The 21378-nt window shown below is 51.6% G+C and carries 6 protein-coding genes; all 6 read right to left on the reverse strand.

Annotated features, from left to right (window positions below; translation table 11 throughout):
- Positions 1–62 precede the first annotated feature (62 nt).
- Positions 63–4223, reverse strand: a complete 4161-nt coding sequence (locus tag PKI34_00985; GenBank protein HNS16379.1) for a T9SS type A sorting domain-containing protein — start codon at positions 4221–4223, stop codon at positions 63–65.
- Between the two features lie 44 nt (positions 4224–4267).
- Positions 4268–7729, reverse strand: a complete 3462-nt coding sequence (locus PKI34_00990; GenBank protein HNS16380.1) for a C25 family cysteine peptidase — start codon at positions 7727–7729, stop codon at positions 4268–4270.
- 92 nt (positions 7730–7821) lie between these two features.
- The gene (locus PKI34_00995) at positions 7822–10179 is read right to left on the reverse strand and encodes a PKD domain-containing protein (protein HNS16381.1); all 2358 of its coding nucleotides are present in this window, start codon (positions 10177–10179) and stop codon (positions 7822–7824) included.
- 232 nt (positions 10180–10411) lie between these two features.
- Complete coding sequence (locus tag PKI34_01000; protein HNS16382.1) at positions 10412–13441, reverse strand: M14 family zinc carboxypeptidase; 3030 nt, start codon at positions 13439–13441, stop codon at positions 10412–10414.
- Positions 13442–13457: 16 nt separating this feature from the next.
- Positions 13458–17222: a C25 family cysteine peptidase gene (locus tag PKI34_01005; GenBank protein ID HNS16383.1), complete on the reverse strand. Its 3765-nt coding sequence runs from the start codon at positions 17220–17222 to the stop codon at positions 13458–13460.
- 53 nt (positions 17223–17275) lie between these two features.
- Positions 17276–21190, reverse strand: coding sequence for a C25 family cysteine peptidase (locus PKI34_01010; GenBank protein HNS16384.1), 3915 nt, complete (start codon positions 21188–21190; stop codon positions 17276–17278).
- Between the last annotated feature and the right edge of the window lie 188 nt (positions 21191–21378).

The following is a 21378-nucleotide window of genomic DNA, read 5'->3' on the forward strand; positions in this document are numbered from 1 at the left end:
ATTATGGCAATTTATTTTTGTTATTCATTCGATAAAACGATATTTTGATGGGATATTGGCGTCTACCGCTGGATCACCATTTTTTTGACTGCAGACGAACCCTGGCTGGTAAGATGCAGGAAATAAACACCTTCGCCAAGTGCATTCAGGTCCAGCGTAAGCTGGTTCTGCCCGCTGAGCCGGATGTTGCTTTCCTGATAAACCCTTGTGCCCCTGGAATCCAGGATGAACAGGTCAATCCCATCAAGCCGCTGTGCATTCAGTACCAGTGTAAATAGACCCGTTCCGGGATTCGGGTAAAGGTTCACGTCGATCGCCCACGCGTTTTCATCCATTCCGGTGCAATCTTCAAAATAGACCGACCGGTCGTCCTTTGAAAAACATCCCTCCGCATCGGTAACCGTTACTGAAAGAACCTTTGTTCCTCCGATGCCGGCTCCGGTGGTGTCGATCGTGATCATCCGGGTGGTCTCACCGGTTGACCAGAGATACGTTGCCCCCGGATTGCCTGCATCCAGTGTAAGGGTGTGATTGTGGCAGATGCTGGTGTCGTTGCCCAGGGAAACGACCGGCAGGGAATGAATCGTCACGGCAAGATCGGCACTCATCTGGCATCCGGTGGAATCAATGATTTCCAGTACGGATAATGTCCCTGCTCCGTCAGTGCCCCAATCAACGCTGATCTCAGGACGGTCCTGCCCTCCGGTGATGCTTCCGCCTTCGATGTTCCACAGGTACGTATGACCTTCCAGTGCGGGCGTGGAATAAACGACTGCGGTTTCATTTGCGCAGACAGAAGGATCCCCTGCAACGGAGGGAACGGGAAGTTCATGAACCGTAACCGTTACCGGCTGGGAGCTCTGGCAGGTGGTGAGAGTATTGGTCTGGGTCACCGACAGCCAGTTTTCGGTGCCTGTCGTATCCCATAAGACGGTGATCTCGTTTGAATCAGGATCCGACTGGATGGTTCCGCCTGCGATTTCCCAGAAATAGCTGTAAGACTCAAGAAGTGGCGTGCTGTAACTTGCCGTTGAATTCCGGCAAACGGACAGCGGTCCCGTAATGCTGGGATCCGGTGTCTGGAGGAACGTGATCACCATCTCGTCACTGGCATCCTGGCAGGGATCGCTGGCAAAGGCCGTGAGCGTCAGCGTAACCGTCTGTCCAAGCTCATCGGGGCCGGGAATGTATTTTGCCTGGAGTTCTGTCGCATTGGCAAACGTACCTGTGCCGCTGGTCGTCCACAGAAGGCTGTCGTAATGCTCAGCCAGAGGTTCCATAAGAGGAATGTTTCCCAGTCCGCAGAAAGCGATATCACCGCCTGCATTAACCGTGGGATTCAGGCTAAAGGAAAGCGTCATGTCATCGCTTACCGTAAGTTCCGGTCCGGTGGCGGTCAGGGTAAGAGCGACCGATCCGGCGGTAACATCATCCGCACCCGGTGTGTAAACAGGTGCCAGAATGGTTGGATCATCGAACGTACCGGTACCCGCTGTTGACCAGAGCAGCGAATTATATTTGGTCGCGGCGCCATTCAATGCAAAAGGAGTGTTTTCACAACTTACCGCATCCGCTCCAGCCTGGGCTGACGTACGTAATTCGGCCGGGAATACCACATAATCGATCCAGGCTTTATCCTGTCCGGAGGTCACATACGTATCTTTCGAATATACCCATTTGAACGAATGTTCCCCGGCAGTAACCGCAAAAGCGACCCTGGTCCAGCCATCCTCTCCCGACCACTGATCCTGCAGAACACCGTCAATGTAAAACGACAGGTAGTCATAATCTTGTTCAGAGGATACTTGTTTGTAAAACGAGATGCTGTCATTGAACATGACATCATACTCAATCCTGAGTTCTGAAAACGAATTATTCCCGATCAGGCCGGACACAGGACAATACGAACCTTCAAAAGCACCGGAGCCGGTCATGGTCCAGGGCGAATTGCCCCCGAATTTCCAATTGAAGGCTGAAAAGTCTCCCGATTCGAAGTCATCCACGATCAGTCCGATCTTCTGTACGAAGTCCTGCTGTGCCGCGTGGAACTCGGTGACGACCTGGTAATCAAACAGTGCAGCTGAACCGGTGACAGCGTTTTCTGAGACCGTGATGTTGAAGGCGGCTGAAGTGTTTTCACCAGCCCCAAGGTCACCCAGATCGGCAGTGGTCGTGTTCAGGGTGATTTCTGAGCTGCTGCTTGAAAGAGTGGCTGTTGCGTTATTGGCCGTGTAATCCCCCGGGTTGGAAGTGACAACGACAAGGTCAGCGGTTTCGCCCGGATCCAGCCTGCCATTATTGTTCCCGAGCGGGTCCAATACAGTCATCTGCCCGATTTTTATGGCTGGTGCGTGTGGTGTGATCCTGAATGTACTCCGGAAGGTGCTGTCGTTTGCATCGGTGGAGGTTAGTAAAAATTCAATATCCTCACCGTCAGTGACTGAGGGACTGAGTGTCAGTGCAAAGACGCCCTGAAAGGATTTTATTTCTTCCACACTGAAATCACCGAAATTTTCTTCGTTGTCGGTCAGGGTGACAAATGGATTTTCAGCAGACAGGACTGAATGAACGGCTAAAGCAGGCTGATCCCCGATGTTTTCCATCGTAACGTCGATGAGGATGGATTCACCGAAATCCGCCTGTCCGTTGCCATTCCCCTGCGAGTCGTTGACCTGGTGCGCAGCGTAGATCAACCAGGGCTGGTTGGGAGGCGGACCGGTTTGAAAAGGTGATACAAAGGCCATCACATGCCCCATGCGGTTATCGGTCCACACCGGATATACCGAACGGTTATTGGCGGAAATGCCCAGGTAATCACCCATGTATCCTCCTGCCAGTCCTTCGACCGGTGCCGGTGTGAAGGCGATGTCACTGACCTTGAAATCCTCCCAGGTATCGCCGCCATCGCTTGAAACGGCACAGAAAACCTCGCACTGGGAGTTGGATACATTTCTGTCGTCATAGAAAATGACGCTCAGGGTTCCGAACGCGGGGTCACAGGTGATCCAGGGGAAGTAATGCTGGTTACCCAGTCCCGAAGGATCCTGGTTTATGCGGATAGGATCCGACCAGGTTTCACCCTCATCGGATGATTTGATCATATAGATATCGATGTCGGGTCCGCTGTTGATCCCAGGCACCCCGATATTGGTCCAAACAAGGTACAGGTTACCCCGGTATGCCCCGTTGCTGATGTCGGCGGCCATGGAGGGAAAGGAATTCACACGCATATCTTTTGATGTTTCCGATGTCCGGATGCCGCGGATATTGGTTATGATTCGCGTGGCGGGTTCATAGGTGACGCCTCCGTCCAGTGATTTGGCAAATCCCATCGCAGTTTCGTCGGTCGGCCATCCGTCATAGATGGTCCATGCAACATAGACTTGCCCATCAGGCCCGGTCTGTATATTGACCCCCTGGTTGTGGCTTCCGGCATTGACAGCATGGCTGATCCCAAGGCGGCTGGAGTAACTTACCCCGCCATCGGTGGTACGCACGATCTCGATTTCATTTTCGTTGGGGCCGCCCTGGAAGTTGGTCCAGGCTGAATAAAGATTTCCATTGTAGGAACTTGTCGGGCTGTTATCCACCCACAGATGGTTCTTATCCAGGATATACCCGCCTCCCGCACACTGCACGGCGGTCCAGGTCTGCCCCTGGTCGGTGGAATAGGAAACACCCTGGTCCATATTGCTGTGAATGTAACCCACATAATATCTTCCGTCGCTGCTGATCGCCACCGAGGGATCCCCTGAATTTTCACCGCCGGTACCCTCGATTTCGCCTTCCCAGGTTTCTCCCCCGTCAAAGGTGAAAAAGTCATTGGCTCCGTAGAGTGCACTTACAGGATTGGTTGTGGAGTTGTTCGACTGAAGGACATTCAGGTGGTCATTGGGATTGACAAAGACCGAGTTCTCACTCTGTGTTGAGTTTTGCTGGGTCAGGGGCTTGTCCGGAGAGTCGTCATACCGTACACTCCCGGAAACGATCCTGCTACCCGTGTAAATCGCCTGTTTGACCGGGACATAGGGAGCCACTACCACATAACCTTTTTCCGCCATCTGTTTCCAGTAGGTCATGTTGTCGATCCGCGTATCGATCAGGTGCTCCTTGCCTTTGACGGCTTTTGGAAGGTGTTTTCCCGGCTGCTGCTGGGCAGCCAGCGTAGTCAGGATAAAGAATGCAAGGGTGCTCAGGATCAGGTAACGTAAAAGCTGGCTCATAAAAAAGGTTTTAAAGTGGTGTAATAAAAATACATACAGGGTTATTATTGTATTTTAATGATTTTCCTGACGATTGAACCGGTAGGAGTTACTGCCCGCAGGTAATAAACTCCCTGTTCCAGCCCGCTGATATCCAGGGATACAGTCCCTGAACACGGCGTTGAAGCAGAAGGGAGACGGTGTTCAAGAATTGTTTGTCCCGTTGTATTCATGAGTAGGAAATGCACGGGTGTAACCTGCCTGAATTCATATTCCAGGACCAGATGACTCCTGGAAGGATTTGGATAGACGGTAAGGGTGAATGAATCAGGGATTTCATCCACGGATACGGGGGTGTAGATGGGCGGGAAGGAAATATAATCGACCCAGGCAGCATCTTCTCCTGAACTTGACATCCAGTCTTTGACGTATTTCCATTGAAAAGTACGCAGTCCAGTAGTCACAGGATAGGAAGCATAGGACCAGCCAAGGTTGCCCGACCAGGATCCTTTTTTCACATTATCAACATAAAATTCCAGGTAATCATAATCCGTTTCTGACGACACCCTGTAATGAAATCCGATCGAATCGTCGGCCAGGACCTCGGCAGTGATCATCATCTCCGAAGTTTCCTGGTCATCGATCTCACCTGATCGGGCACTGTACAAACCCTCAAAGGGATTGATTTCACTGATCACCCAGGGTGCATTGCCCCCGAATTGCCAGTTATGCCGCGTAAAATCACCGGTCTCAAAATCCTCGGTGATGACCCCTGTTTCCAGCTGGTATTCCTTACTTAATTCATACGCTCCCGAAGTGAGGTTACACGACAATTTAACGATCGTACCAGCCGGAGTGGATGGATCCAGTGTCACCTGATAGGAAGCCTGTACCGTTTCAAAAACGGCAAGCGGACCTGATTGAAAGAGCCCGTCGTTGATCTCAAGCAGGGGATCCGTGGTGGTGATCAGCCCTGTGACCTCGGCAGTGGCGCAATGCCCCATATTGCCTGTTCTGATCAACAGGTAAGCCGTTTCACCGGGATCGAGTATTCCATTGCCATTCCCTTCCTGCTGGTCGTTCACGCTCAGATTGCCCAGTATGAGCAGGGGGGCCGAGAACGTGATGGAAAAGCCGGACGTCCAGGTTTCTGCAGCCGTCACCGCCAGCTGAAAGTCGACGGTAAGCTGGTCCGGAATGTCATCCGCGATTTCCAGTGCAAATCCATTCTCAATGGAAAGGGTCTCTCCACCCGCGATCGTACCGTAATTTTCTTCGTCATCGGTCAGGGTGATATACGTCTCATCGCAGGAAAGGACAACGGTTGCATTTTCTGCAGTCTGCTGGCCAACGTTGGTAATGTCAATGCTCAGGAAGATGGATTCGCCGAACTCGGGGATCCCGTTGCCATTGCCATCGGTATCTTCGATGCTGTGAGTGGCATAGACCAAATAGGCACCCTGGCTTGGAATGATGGTGATGGGATACGTGGTGGTGAGGCAGTTATAGCCACTGATCACCAGCTGAGCCTGGCCGGGCTCGGTAAAGGCCTGTTCGAAAGAGATCGTCGCCTGTCCTGTTGCATCGGTCACACCCAGTCCGAACAGGACATCGTCCTGGATGACCACGCAACGGATATCCTGCAACGGATCACCCTCGTAGCTAACGATCACATCCAACGAAGTCTGGTCTATAGGTATGGCCGATAGGTAGGTGACATCCGGGGTAAAGGGTTCGTCTGTCCAGATGGGCATGGCTGTCTCACCCAGCACATTGCAGTCGTAGAAGCACCAGCGCAGCGCTCCTTCTTCCCATTGCCCCGGGGCGTTGACCCACACCGAAGTCTCGATGCGGGACTCCATGTGCGCACGGCCGATCCGGTTGAGTCTGTCGTGATAAAGGGCGTCAACAAACTCACGGTGAAGATGTGCCGACGGACCTTCTGTCTGGCCTTCATTGAACCAGCCGTAACGGGAATTTCCGACAACCGCTGCGGCAAAATTGTCGATCTTCACCATCTCTTCAAGGATGCAGTCATTGTAGTCAAATCCCCCGCAATCGCAGCCATGAGTGTAAACGAGGGTGTAGTTATGATCGACGCCGTTTACCTGGGAAAAATTCGAATTGGTGATATCCCAGTTGCTGAGCATCATGGCATAGGTTGTACTGGCATGACCCACATGGTGGACGAATGATTTGCCCTCATTGATGGTCGCCAGAAGAGTCGAGGGTCCCCATGAAGTGACCTCCTCATATAGCTTTTCAATGTTTTGATCTTCCGGAATGCCGTCCGTTGTGTAGCCGTTGTCATCATGGTATCCGACCAGCAGCTCCAGGTAATCGCTTCCCCAGGTTTCCGGGTTGTCATAAAGATGCTCTCCGGCCAGCAGGGGATCGCGCAGTTCGCCAGGAATTGGATTCTGCTGGTAGGACAGGACCTTGTGCAGCATTTTGTCCAGTTCAGCCTGGGTGCCAAAAGGTAGCCGGGTCACCGCCACATCCGGCAGGAGATCATCTTCCCCGATTTCCCCCCACTTCGTATTTCCATTATCGTTCCAGGTGCCATCCAGTCCTGAGTAATAGAGATCAGAGGGGATGTTGGAACTTTCGTATACCGAAGAGGATTGAACCATGCAATAAAAACCCCTGTACGGGATGTGCTCGACATCTCCACCCAGAAGAACATATTCGGTTTCATGGTCCGCATATTCCTGGAGGATGCAGTTGCGGATCTTTTCCTGCAGGTCCCCGCCAGAGTAATTTGCCGCGATAGCTTCGGTGGTGATCACGGAAGATTCTAATCCGCATTTCAGATAGTGTGATCTGAGCTCATCAAAACTTGCCGCAAACTGGTCGGGTGTGATGATCAGGCAGGCATACGTTTCATCACGGGAGATCCCGGCAGGATAGGAAGATATTGCTTCGCTGTTTTGAATGAATTGACGAAGGTATTCCCCGCTGGAGGCAGAAGAGGATAACAGGGCCAGCGCCTGCCTGGAGGATGAGCTTTCGCGTGTTTCCAGCCTGATGGTCACTTTCTGAAAATAGGTAATGGTACCCGTGACCGGGTTATAGGTCATCGGGGTAAAAGCGGAAAGTGCAATGGAATACCCCTTTAAGAATTCCGTTGAAAGTTTTCCGGCCGGAGTGGATGGATAAGGTTGGTCTGTTGAATAGATCCGGTCATTTTTAATGAAAATACCTGATTTTCCACTGGATATGGGTTGTACATACTGTTCGGGATAGATCTGGTAGGTTCCGGGCAGGGTCATTTCTTCCTCTCCGAGGAATTCTACGGAAATGGCTTCGTGGCCGGGAGGAAGCAACAGCCTGACAGCATACCATGGAAGGACCGGTTCGCCCTGGATGCCCTTCAGGTAGCAATCTTCAAAGGTGATCAGGCTATGGTCTCCTTTCTGGATAAGGGTATAATCATTAAAGGTATAGGTCTTTTGGATGGTTGCTGCCTGGGTGCTCAAGAAGAGGAGGAAGAACATCCCCAGGGGTAAAAACATAAGTTTCATCATGGTGGTTTGGAAATTCCCGCAAAGGTAATGATTTATCCAATAAAAAAGGCTGTCGGTGGGTGACAGCCTTTTCCAAATTTAAGCGTTTATTTTTATTGAAAGATCAGTTTTCTCATATAGGTGGATTGTTCCGTTTCGATATAGAGAAAATATACACCGTCGGTCAAATGGCTGAGATCAATGGTTTTGGTCAGCGACCCGTTGACGGAAAGTTTGTTGTCCTCATAAGCGATGGTATTCAATGCTGAGATCACCCTGATGGTGATGATCTCTTCCTGGGAGGATTTCATCCGGATGGTGAAAATGCCGTCCGATGGATTTGGTGAAACCTTGACCCCGAAATTCTCAGAGACCGGATTGAATCCAACCGTATTGTCAATGGTGACCACGATGGGAACCGACCAGTCACTCTCGCCGCATTCGTTCACCCCCTCGGTCAGGATTCCCACCTGGCCAAGGTAATCCATGTTCCAGGTGACGCGGCAGTGAGTGATGTCTAAAACTTCGATGGTTCCTGCCTCGGAAGGTTCCATCAGCCAGTCGTAATAATTGGAGAAAGCGCTCCCCGAGGTTTCATATTCGGTTTGGTTGGAGTAATAGAGATCGACATAGGTGGGGCCACCCGGGGCAGCGGGTGTTTCGGGATAAGGAGCCACTGCGACACCCGCAGACCCAGTCATGGTGTTGGTGCAGGAAGCTTCGGTGTCAACGGCCGTAGCGTGGTAGGTGCCGGGGGTGGTGAACAGGCCAAAGTCAAGGGCTTCCCCCGTACCTGCAACGACCACTCCTGTTGACGCATCATTGCAAAAGAGCTCGTAGGTGCAGTTGGTCTGCGAACCTTCCAGTCCGACAGGAACTCCTTCACCTCCCTCGCAGAATTCTCCGCCTCCGGTGACAGCATAGGCAACAGGTTTTGGGATCACCGAAACGTTAGCTGCACTGCCCATGGTATTGTCACAACCGGTGACAGGATCAAAGGCGACAACGGTATATTCACCTCCTTCAGTCACCAGGCCGAACGAAATGGGTGAGCCGTTTCCCTCAATAATGTTGCCGGTTGGAGCCTCATCTTTATACAGTTCATAGGTGATGCCGGCAGACGAATTATCGAGTCCGATTTCAACACCGGTCCCATCTTCACAGAATTCACCGCCACCCGTAACATTGTACACGTCAGGACGCACGGAGATCGTAATGTCCAGCGGTTCTGAAAAATCACTTTCACCGCAGCCGTTGATGGCTTTCACCGTCAGGGAGGCATCGCCCACATAAGCGTTGACCCAGTTCACGGTTACGGTCTGGCTGCCGTCGTTCATGACCAGGCCGGCCGTCGATGGGGTTAATTCCCAATCATAGGTGACCGCACTGGGTGATCCGGTGGCGGTGAAGGTGCTGTGAGGAGGATTCTTGCAGAGTTGGGTTTCACCCGCCGGTTGGTCGGGGACGCCGGGCGCCTGTGCGCTGACATTGATGTAGGCAGGTTTGGTCAGCTCATTGGTTTGGGATCCGGAATTCACCTTCAGGGTAACATCATAGGTGCCTGCTGTGTTATAGACAACCACCGGATCTTCCTGTGTGGATGAACTGGGCGTACCACCGGGAAATGTCCACTGGCGGCTGGTAATATACCCTGAGGATTGGTCGGTGAAGTGAACAGTGGTGGTTTCACAGACGATGGTGTTGTCAGCAGTAAAATTAGCTATTGGCGCTGGGGGAGGAAGTTCACTCAGCGGGCTCATGATGGCTTGGTGGATCTCTTTGTTTGTGTTTCTCTGCACGAAGCAGACAAATTCGATGTGATCCGTGTCCCACGCCGCATCCAGGTTAAAATTGAGGGTTATTTGCTGCTGATTGCCCGACAGGCTCAGCGGGGTCCCGGTCTGGCTGGGAACCATCAGCCGGTTCACAAAGTTACATTCCGTCATGCAGAACCAGCTGGTTTGAATATGGGATTCTGTGACCACGAAATGGACAAAGGTATTATCCGTATCGACATTCCCCACTTTTGTGACCGTAATGTACACCGTCCAGTTGTTCCCGCCGGTGTTTTGTCCGGTCCAGCTGATAGTGTAAGGTGAGGAGATGGCGATTCGCTGGTTGTACCTGTTCAGATAGACGTTGTAAACATTGTTGAAGGGAGGGGGACATGCCTGTCCTCCTTCGTGAACCTGAACGCCATCAAAGCGGGTTGTGGGATATCCGCTGATCCCGTAAAAACTGTTCCTTGCGTTTGAGTAGGTATTGGCATATCCGTCACCGTTGTGATTCTCGATCACGGCCACATCCTTGCCCTCTTCCACCATCAGGTCGGCTGAACCAGCTGCGCCCGGACAATACTGGCACCAGGTGCCTGTACCTATTTCAAAAACCACCTTTTCTCTTGGAACATTTTGTGCATAGAGAAAAGCTCCCAATAAGAGAAGAGAAAAAAGAAAAGTAAATTTTTTCATGGTGTATTGATTAGAAAATAAAAGAACTTATTATTATATTATTACCTATCAACAGGTTGGGTGAGAGCAAGAGGCACAAAAATAGGATAAAATATCCTTTTATGCAAATCAAATTTTATTTGAAGCAATTCTATAAAACAACGGAAATTCGATGACGGAACTGATTCAGAGGTACCCCTCCCCTGCACAGGGCGGGATCTGTATGGGTAAACTCCCCGTTGATACCGTCTTTTTAGAATCTGAACAGTTTTATGGTCAGGTTTCTGTCAGCCAGAAAAACTCTACATAGGTAGATCCCCTGCGGGACTTCATTGCCTGATTGGTCTTTCCCATCCCAGGTATAGGTAGCGTAACCTGAACCTTGATCAGGATCACCCAGTGTTTGAACAAGGTTACCGGTTACGGAATAGATTTCAACTCTTGCCAGTGAGGAGGATTCTCCGGTCAATTCAATAGTGACCCTTCCATCCGATGGATTGGGGAAGACCTGGAGCACCTGATCAGCCCGTGCAGGGTGGGTCATCCCAAAGGCGGGCATCAGCTGAAAATCGGTAACGGTTGCCTGGCCGGTCATCACATTGACTTCAAGGCAGAGTGTTTCATAGCCATCAGCCGATGCACAGAGTTCATAGGTGCCTTCACTCAGCTGGAAGGAATAGCTTCCGTCGCTTCCGGTGAGTGCTACTCCGCTGATGGATGCGTTCTCCAGCGGAAGCCCGGAGGTCAGGTCGGTCACCGTGCCGGTGATGGTCCCCAGACTGGTCACCGGAAGGGGTGGAAACCGTATGAAGTCAATCCAGCCACAATCACTTCCTTCGGAGGCATAATAGTCCTTTGAATAGATCCATTCAAAAGTATGGGTTCCCTGGCTCACATCATAGGTTACCTGTTCCCAGCCGGCCTCGCCAGACCAGGCACCGGTCAGGGTGTTATCTATATGGAACTCCAGGAAATCATATCCGGCTTCCGAGGAGACTTTCCTGAAAAAAGAGATCTGCCCGCCGGCCACGACGTCGAGGGTGATGGAAAGCGTTGACGAGCCATTGTTTGGGAAACTGCCGGAGCGTGCACACCAGGAACCTTCCCACGCCTGGTTCTGGACAACCGACCAGGAAGCAATGCCACCGGTTTGCCAGTCGAACTGATCCAGGGTCCCTGTTTCCCAGTCTTCACTGATCCGCCCTACCGGCAGATCAAAATAAAATGTTCTTACATACGCGTTGTCGTTGGCCTCAACGGACAGGACCAGGTTAAAAACGGTTCCCATCGGTGTAAGTTCACTGGCGCTAATGGCAAAATGAGCCGAAGAGGACTGACCGAAGGCCATATTTTCCAGGGTGGCATTTGCAGAATCGATGGTTATGAAGAGTTGCCCGGTGGACAGCACCGCCGTGACCTCTTCGGCAGGAATGTCCCCATTGTTGCGGAGCGTGATCCAAAGATCTGCAGCTTCACCCGGATCAAGAAAGCCATCATCATTTCCATTGACATCATCCAGTACGAACAACAGCAGGGTGAGATGGGTACCGGACGGGTGGTCTTTCACTTCAACGGCGTCCGCATCAAATCCCGCATCGCTCACCAGGCTTGAACCGTCTCCATCGTCAAGGATCTTGATATAGCGGGCGTCAGCAACAAGTCCATCGGCAAAGTCAAAGGCGGTGGTACCTGTACCTGTTCCGAGCAAGTTCCACGGTCCGTCGGGTGAACTCCCGGCAAAGCAGCTAAAACTTTCAGGAGTGTCGTCGCCCTCATAAACGATAATTTCATCACCGATCCCATCGAGAATGACCTGCTGCAAATCAACGACGATCCATCCATTTTTCCCGATGCTGTAACGAATATCATCAGGGGTCCCCAGAATGCCGGGTGTATAACCCTCATCATTGTTATTGATGCCCGGGATCCGTGTGGAAATAACCTGGTAAGCGAAATGGTTCTCAGAGGGAGTCAGTTCGACCGGCAGGTAGGCTGAACTGTTTTCATTCACCACAACATTGTCAACGGTTGCACTTTCATAACCATTCGCCGCAATTTTTACAGAATAGGTTCCCGGCAGCACAAATTTGTGAAAATCACCGATCAGCGAGTCTGAATACACCGGGTAGTAATTGCTGACATAGATCAGTGCCTGTACGGGATTTCCGGTCAGGGCATCTGTAACGATCCCTTCAATGCCATAGCCTGCCTGCCGTACCATGGCGATCATGGAGGGATAGTTGATCAAATAATAATGCATCAGCAGGCTGACAGGAGGTTGTTTTTCATCGGAGAGTTCGACCGTGAGCCCTGCCGAGCCCTGGACCCCGTAGTATACATCCGTTGATCCTCCGCTGACAGGATAAAGTTCGACCGATTGCTCAGCCACCAGGTTTTCGTAACCTGATACGTCAGAGTAGTGGTGCGCAATGAAACTCAGATGGGCATTGTCATTGGCCTGACTGTAGCGGTAACCCCATGGATAAAGCGCGAGTTCAACGCCGCTGTGGTAGGTCAGGCTCACCGATGGCTGAAGCGAAAAAAACAGATCCCGCATCACCTTGGTCTCTACCTGGGAATATGCACCGGTACTGCCACCCCAACCATCCCACATATATCCCCAGTCGCGGTTCAGGTCCACTCCGTTCAAATTGTACCTGACCATATTTACCCTTCCATCCGGGTTCACCATCAGGTAGATCCAGATCTCACGGCTGTTGACCAGGGTGGTGATCTCATCATCATTGCCGTAGCCAAGGCAAAGATCGCGTGCAAAACGGATCAGGTTTTCCGCCCCGCCGATTTCATCGCCGTGAATGCCCCCGTCGAACCACATCACGGCTTCGGTTTCGTTCAGGGTGACGTTATCGCTGATCTTCAGGGAGGCGAGTTGCCGCCCTTCCATGGAATACCCATGCACTGTCTTTTGGCAGATCGCCGGAAAGAACTGGGCGAGGCTGTCTGCCAGATCAATGATCTCCTGATAGGAATGGTATTCTTCCCTGGTATCCCAGAAATCCTGGTAATGGGAATTGAGGTCGGGTATCAGGATTTCATACGCAATACCCAGCTGGCTGATCTTTTCCAGTTCGGAAGGGATGAGATACAACCGGCCAGTTGCGTCAGGATAAACATCGCCGTTCAGGCGAAGCTGGTGCAGCTGCTCCATCTGACGGGCATCCTTCAGCGCTATTTTCACTTCCATTTCCTGATCCCGCCAGGAAGTTTGCGCCATCAGGTGGAAGGAAAATAACAGAACGATGACCGTGAAGAGTTTATTCATTCGTGTGAAAACGATGTTACCGGATCACGATTTTTTCACGGGCGTGGAAATCAGTTCCATCCACCATAAGAAAATACAGCCCCGGTTTACCCAGGTGATATGTTTTCCGGTAAGTGTTGCCGGCCGGTAAATCAGATTCCTGGACGACGGCATTGCCGGCCGAGTCCAGGATGCGGATGCTGATATTTTCACCGGGGAGTTGTTCGATTTCCATTGTAAATACACCATTGCTGGGATTGGGACGAATGATGATCGTTTGACCATCTTCGGGCTCACTGAAACCCACCGTATTACCTACCAGAACATCGAGTCCTTCCGAATAGGCGCTTTCCCCGCAGTCACTCATTCCTTTCACCCGCAGGGTGGCTGTTCCCAGAAAATCCGGATTCCAGCTGACGACGCACAGCATTCCTTCGCTGTCGGAGCTGCCTGCATTCGCAGGGTCAATACTCCAGGTATATGTAAGCGCGTTATCTGAACCTGAAGTGGTAAATGAACTGGTGGGTGTATAGTAGATGTCGACGTAGGTTGGTCCATCGGGCACTGGTGGCGTTCCGGGCAACGCCTGGATGGTCAGCGGCATGGAATGGGATGTTTCTGTACACGGTCCCATGCCGGTTGCAACCAGTGTGAGGATAGCTGATCCAGAGGCGATATCGTTCAAACCAGGAGTATAAACCGGATGAAGGATGGTGGGATCGTCAAAGGTGCCGTCACCGGAGGTGCTCCAAATGAGGGAAGCGCTGTATGCTTCTTCAGCGCCTGCACATCCGTAGGCTGACCCCTCGCAGGTCTGGCCCGTTTCACCGGCAAACACCCAGGGCGCGTGGTGGACAAGGAGAACCAAATCATCACTGTTGCTGAGATTGTCCCGGTACGCTGTTAGTGTCAGGATTGCCTGTCCGGATTCAAGGTCGGCATTCCCGGGGGTGTAGGTGGCATTGAGCAGGGCAGGATCGTCAAACAGGCCATCACCGGAGGTTGTCCAGAGGATGGAGGTATAATTCAAGGCTGAACCTCCCAGCGGATATTCACCGGCCTCACAGACCTGGCCATCTTCACCGGCATGCACGATGATCGGAAGGGTTTCGGCCGGGAACTCAATATAGTCGATCCAGGCATGATCTTCTTCCGGTCCGGCCAATGCAGTTTTGATGTATTTCCACTCGAACGTGTGCAATCCCGGAGTCAGATTATAGACGGCCTCCTTCCAGTCGATCTCTCCGCTCCATTCACCCATAAGGGTTCCATCCATCAGGAACTGGAGAACATTTTGCCCTTCCAGTGAGGATACTTTGTAATAAAAGGATAGTTTGACGTTGAAAAGGGATTCAGACTGATGATTGATCAGCAGGGAGGAGGTCATACCTGCGTCGACCGTACCCGATTTGGCAGCAAAATTCCCGTGGCGGGCAAAATCATCATCAATGATCCAGTGCACATCATCAGCAAAATACCAGTCCGATCCAAAAAAGCTTCCCGATTCAAAATCCTCGTCCGGGGGTGAGGCGACGGTAAAGTTCCAGACATCACTGGTGGCATCTCCATATTCATTGAAGGATTTGACCTGCCAGTAATAGTGTGTTTCAAAATCAAGTTCTTCAGGGAGGATGAACAGGGTATCATTCACCGTGGTTCCGTTGACGATGTTGGTGGGTGGGTTATTGGTTCCGAAGTAGACTTTGTAATAGTCCGGAATACCTCCGGGACCCGGGCTCCACCTCAGGTCGGTGAACGGCATGGCCAACGGGAATCCATTGGAAGGAAACGGAGTGGATGGCGGCACCGGAGCGCCTGAAATCTGCAGGTTGCCGAGGAAGGGCTTCATGTTGTACGCCGTCACGGTGAGTTGCCGGGTCTGAAGATTGTTGATGGGCGGGAAGGTAAGGGTGGCGGATCCTCCGGCGGATAGGTAGGCCGTGGCGATGATCTCTCCGTTGAGCGACAGGCAGACGAGTCCTTCGCTGGCATTGGTGCTCACAAAGAGCTGCGTGGATCCCATCGGAAGGGGATTCTGGTAGTTGGCGGTCAGATTGGCAGGAGGAGCCGTACGTACCACAACCGATGGATCACCGAAGACGGTCCACGTATCGGTCATCTCAAACCCGCCTGAGCCGTAGGAATCATTCATTTTCATGCAGCCATTCATCGACAGCCCGCCGAAGGTTCGTTTAATATTATCGGTATAACTTTCCACCAGGATGTCAACCATTTCATCCTCGCCCTCCATGGGCGGGTTCCACGACTGATTGATCGTTGACATCAGTGTGGCAATGGCACCTTTGGGTTGCCCCTCGTGGGTGGCCCTTAGCCACGCTTCTGCAAAACAGGTGTTGTTTTTGAAGTCACCATTGACACAGGCAACTGACCAGATAAAGGGCAACATCCCGGCATTGGTCAGCAGGCTGTTGATGTCACTGCTTGAAAAACCGGAGGTACCCCAGGAACTGGCGCTGCCATGACCGCAGTACAGGATAATGCTGGTGCCGGTGTTGACTTCAGCGGCTACCATTGAAGGATTGGGGTTGCCGGGAGCATCGTTGCCTCCCTGGCTGCCATCGAATAATTCGGCATTATAGTCATAAGTGTAGTTCATCAGGTCGGTCTGCATGTTACGGATATGCTGGTAATCCATTTCGTTGTCGTCACCGGGTCCCTGGCCCGAGCCAATCCCAAGGTTTCTTGTGTACCAGTCCGGATCATCGTTTGGATTTTTTTCATAGGAAATGGTTCGGGTGACCTGGGTGGCCACCTGTTCGCCGTTTTCAGCGGAAAAGCGGCCGACAAAAATGTCGGGATAATGATCTGCACCTACAATATAGCTATAATCGTTGTCTGAATCGCCCGAGGAAAAGCTGGGTGGAATCTGCGGGCCATCACCAACCAGTAAAAGATAAGTGAGCCCGTTCGCATTGTAGTATTCAGCCACGTAGGATTTTATGGCTGCTGAATTTCCCATCTGGGCCACATCCACCATTTCAACCGGTCTTCCCATCAGTTTTTTCCATTCGATGAACGGTTCCATTTCATCCAGGAAATCCCCGTAACAGATGATCAGCATGTTGCCTTCTTCTTCCACGGGTGTGTATCGCGTTTGTTTTGCATTGAGAAAATGACGCTGATAGAGTTTGTTGAAATCAAAGTCTACGGTTGTCATTTCACCCCTGCGATGGAGGGGATTGATACCCTTTTCACTGATCTGGCGGATCGTCACGGTCATATCCGTGTAGACACGCAGGATCTTCGTCACCGGATTGTACTGGAACGGAAAGATCCGGATGGTCTGACCCCTGTAATCCCTGAGGATATACGGATCTCCCAGGTCGGCCAGTTGTCCGGGGAAGAATTGATCCATCGAATAAGCTGTTCCGTATGTGTAGGGTACTGTCGAGGGATCAATATCGCGCGTGAAATTGCCTTTGGAAGGCGCCACTTCCACATCCGTGAATTCCCTGTAATTTGCGGATACTACTTCAAGTTGCATGAGGGCCCTGTCGGGGATGATCAACGATACGGTGAGTTTTTCCAGGTCGGGCGATCCGGCCTCAAGGATCGGGGTTCCCTCACCGGAACGGATGATCACGGCGGACCCTGCGGGAGTCTTTACTTCCTGCTGAAAGAAACCTTCCAGTGTCAGTCTGACAGTGGATACTTCCACGGTAGAGGATACCAGTTCGATGGATGCAGCCCTGGGGGAATCGGAACCAACAGGCGTCCATTCCCCTGCCTTTGCAATGAAGATGGAAACCATTGCGGAAAAAAGTACCAGGATTCTTTTCATAATGCGGATTGAATTAGTTCGGTGTATTCTATGAGTAATTCCCAATAAATGTACTATCGTAAAATGATGATCTTTCTGGTCTCAAGCAGTTCATTGTTCCTGATCTGGATGAAATACACACCTTCCTCCTGTTTGCTGAGGTCGTATGTTTTATTCACCGGACCGCTGACATGAAGATTATGTTCCGAGAAGATGATCTCTCCGGTGGGTGACGTGAGCAGAACATCCAGGGTCAATGCTTTTTCGGCATAGAACTGGATGACAAATTCTCCATTGCTGGGATTTGGGACAATATTTACCTTCAATCCCGGGTGATCCTGATCGCCAATGCCGACGGTATTGTAAACCACCACTTCCAGTAGGTCAGAGTAGGATCCCTCACCACATTCATTGATTCCTTTGACCGCAATGGAAACATCTCCCTGGAATTCCGGATTCCAGTTGATGACACAGTTTGAATTATCACTGTCGAAATTTCCCGCTTCTGAGGGCTCTATATTCCATGAATAATACTGGGCGTTGGGTGCTCCTTCTGTTGAGAAGACGGTCACAGGATTGTAATAGATATCCACTTCGGCAGGGCCTACAGGAGTTACGGGTATCTCCGGCAGAGGGTTGATGGTTAGGAGCAGTCCTCCGGAAATCTCGCCGCAGGGTTCATTTCCGGTGGCGGTCAGCAGAAGTTCGGCCTGTCCGGCGGCAGTGTCGTTAGGACCGGGTATGTAGGTTGGATTCAGCAGGGTGGGATCATCAAAGATCCCATCGCCGGAGGTGGTCCAGAGAAGGGTTTGGTAATTGTCCGCTGAAGAGGTCGAGCATTCAAAAACTTCATTCACGCAGATGGTCTCAGGTTCGCCCGCCGATACTGCCGGTGCAGGTTGAAGGGTGAGCACCAGGTCATCGCTGGTGCTGTTTTCATTCCTGAAGGCTGTCAGGGTAAGGGTAACCATACCGGATTGCAGATCGCCCTGTCCGGGTGTGTAAAGGGCATCCAGGATGGAAGGATCATTAAAAGACCCGTCTCCTGACGTTGTCCATAAAAGGCTGGTGTAATTCGTGGCAGTCCCGTTCAGTTGCTGGTCGTTCCCCGCACACTGGATCACATTCTCTCCGGCATTCACACTGAGGGGCAGCGATCCCGGAGGAAACTTGATGTAATCCAGCCAAACAACATCCTGGTCCGACCCCTCGGCCTGGGTCTTGTTGTATTTCCATTCAAACGTGTGCAACCCGGCAACAAAGGTGAATTGACCTTTAACCCAGTCGGTTTCGCCGCTCCATTCCCCTTTGAGCTCGCCGTCAATAAGGAACTGAAGTGTATTGGCGCCTTCCACTGTGGAAGTTTTCACCCAGAAGGAGACAGGTACCGGGAAAACGGATTCTGATTGATTTTCAACAAGGAGTGACGACGACTGTCCGGCGGAAACAGTACCCGGCCGTGCGGAATAGGATCCGTGACGGGATTGGGCCGTGGTGGTCTGCCAGTTGGCATTTCCTTCAAAATACCAGTCGAACGATGAAAAGTCGCCTGTTTCAAAATTTTCGTCCGGTGGCGGCTCAACCGTAAAATCCCACAGGGTGCCCTGGGTATCCCCGTAAACATTATAGGAGTCCACCCGCCAGTTATAGAGTGTCTCAAACGCAAGGGGAGCTGGCAGTACAAGGAATGTATCGGTGACCATCAGTCCGTTCAGCAGATTACCGGGAGGATTGTCGGTTCCAAGATAGATCTTAAAGTAGTCAACGCCGGCCAGTTGTCCCGGGCTCCAGTGCAGGCTGGTAAACGGTGCCACCTTTAGTGCGTGGTTGCCCGGAATGGGGGAAGTTGCCTGGGTGGGAGGGCCTACCACCGGGATGTTCGCATCATACCGCTGGTAATTCTGTTTGGTGACCACAACCTTCACGATTGAGCCCTGCGGCTGGGGAGCGATGTTCAGGTTCTGTGCTGAACCAGTTGCGATGGAACTGGACAGGTAATTCCCGTTGACGGAAAGGCCCACGAGTGCTCCCGGCGTGGCAGTGATCGTAAAAGTAGTGGCACCAGGCGCCAGTTCCTCCTGGTGATTGACCATAAGGTTCTGGGGTACCTCGCTGTAAACATACATATAGGCATCCCCGTGATGATGGAACAGATAATAAGTAACAGGTTTATCCTGAGGATTGTAGGGCCAGTTGGAAGCCTGAAGGTAGTATTTCGCGGATGCGTTGGCAAAGCAGGGTTGGATCCAGTGAGAATTGGTTGCCGGCAGGCCATATCCCGGGTCGAACTGGGGCCACATGTGGTCCCATAATCCCCAGGCATAGGCATCGTTGACGAACGAATAGGACACTTCCGTTGCGGCTATGATCCCCAGTGCACCGGATGCATGCTTGTGGAATCCTTCCGCGAAGCAGTCACCACCCAGGTTGAATTTACCGGTCAGACAATTCAGCGAGAAAACAAAGGAAAGAGGATTATCAACCAGCCCACTCAAATTGGAAGTTAAATAACTGGGTGAATCCCAGCCACTTTCAGTGCCGTGATCCCGGTGAACGATGGCGAAGGCACCTGCATTGAGATCGGTGTTGATACGGGTTGCACTTCCTCCCCAATCGGTCAGATGGGAGGGGACCTGTGGGATGTAGCCCAATCCGTTGGGCCCGAAATAATCGACCACCATTCCTGTATTGGGGTTGGATGACCAGGAGGAGGGAGCTCCTGATCCATAGCCGGCATATTCTCTGACGGGTTCTTTACCCAGTCCGTACTGCCAGAATCCCAGGCAGACATCCGCACACAGGATGAACCAACGGTCGCTCTGCCAGCCTCCGGCAGAAACGGGGTGGTCGTAGAAATCCGGATCGGTGGGTGGCGACAGCTCATAATCCATCATCTTGCCGATCATCGTATTCAGCTGCTCAAGACTGTTGGCCGTTATCCTGGCCAGGGCAACATCCGGCATATGATCCCCGTTCACATCAGCATAGAGGTTGTCGGAAATGCAGTACCCATCATAGATCGGTGATACGATGCATTTATCGCCTGAAGTACCGTAATCACCCAGCAGCAGGAAGGCAGAAGGCGGTATTGGCCAGTTGTTATAGGCATCATTGATGTAGTTTTCGATGGAAGAGGCTGAGTTCCCGCCGATCTGGCCGAGTGTGACCACCCCTGTACGGATTCCCTGGGCATTTCTCCACTTTCGGAGAGAATCGGCCCAGTTTATGTAAGCTGGATTATCGGGTGTGATGATGACATATTCCCAGTTATAGTCACGTGAATCGTTCAGGCGGCTTTCATAATCGATTACAGGAAGGGATTCCTGGTTGATGAAAAGATCCCGCAGAATGGGATCCCACGTGCGGCTGCGGTAACGGTCCTCACCAAATTGTCCGTTTCCGCCTTCGAACGTGACTTCAACGGTGATGTCACGGATAACGATGAGTTCCCGGGTAACGGGATTGTATTGAAAAGGAGTGATCCCGAGGATGACGGCATCAACGCCCCTGACTTTTTGCAGCGGGGACAAGAGAACCGGCTGCACCGGATAAAATTCATTTTTACTGTAAATATCATTATCCTTTTCAAAGTGGAGGGGGGGCAGGTCAGTGACCAGCGGCAGCCGGGGTGCGGGAGCGATATTCAGGTCCTGAAAGCGGACAGTCCTGGTTTCCAGGCGGGCAATCTTTGCGGTGGCACCCTGGGGCAGGGCAATGTATTTACCTCTGCCGGGAAGGTTGGGAGCCCCTTCATTGTTTTGAAGCAGGGCCCCGGGCAACTGTATCGCCTTCATCTCCTCGCCGTTGATGAGGTGATCAGTCATTGAAAAATCCTGGATACTGAACCTAATGACAACGCCTGCCGGGGTTTCCTCTACCAGTGTAAATCCCTGCTCTCCCCAGCTGTCCGTATAACTGTACCTTTGAGCAAATGATCCTATGCTTATCAAAAACATAAGGGAAAGGCCCATGATAACTTTACCTGACATCGTGATCAAATGTATCTTTTTTCTGTCCATCGTTTTAGGTTTTTTAGTGTACCCTACCCCTGCACGGGGAAGGGGTAAATGGGTAAATTCCCCAGGGTTTGCCAGGGGTCAAATCCTTTAATTATGTTGAATGCTTCGCGCTTTGTGGGTGCAAAATTATGGATTAATACATTATACAGGATAAATAT

Source organism: Bacteroidales bacterium, from assembly GCA_035342335.1.
Taxonomy (GTDB): domain Bacteria; phylum Bacteroidota; class Bacteroidia; order Bacteroidales; family JAGONC01; genus JAGONC01.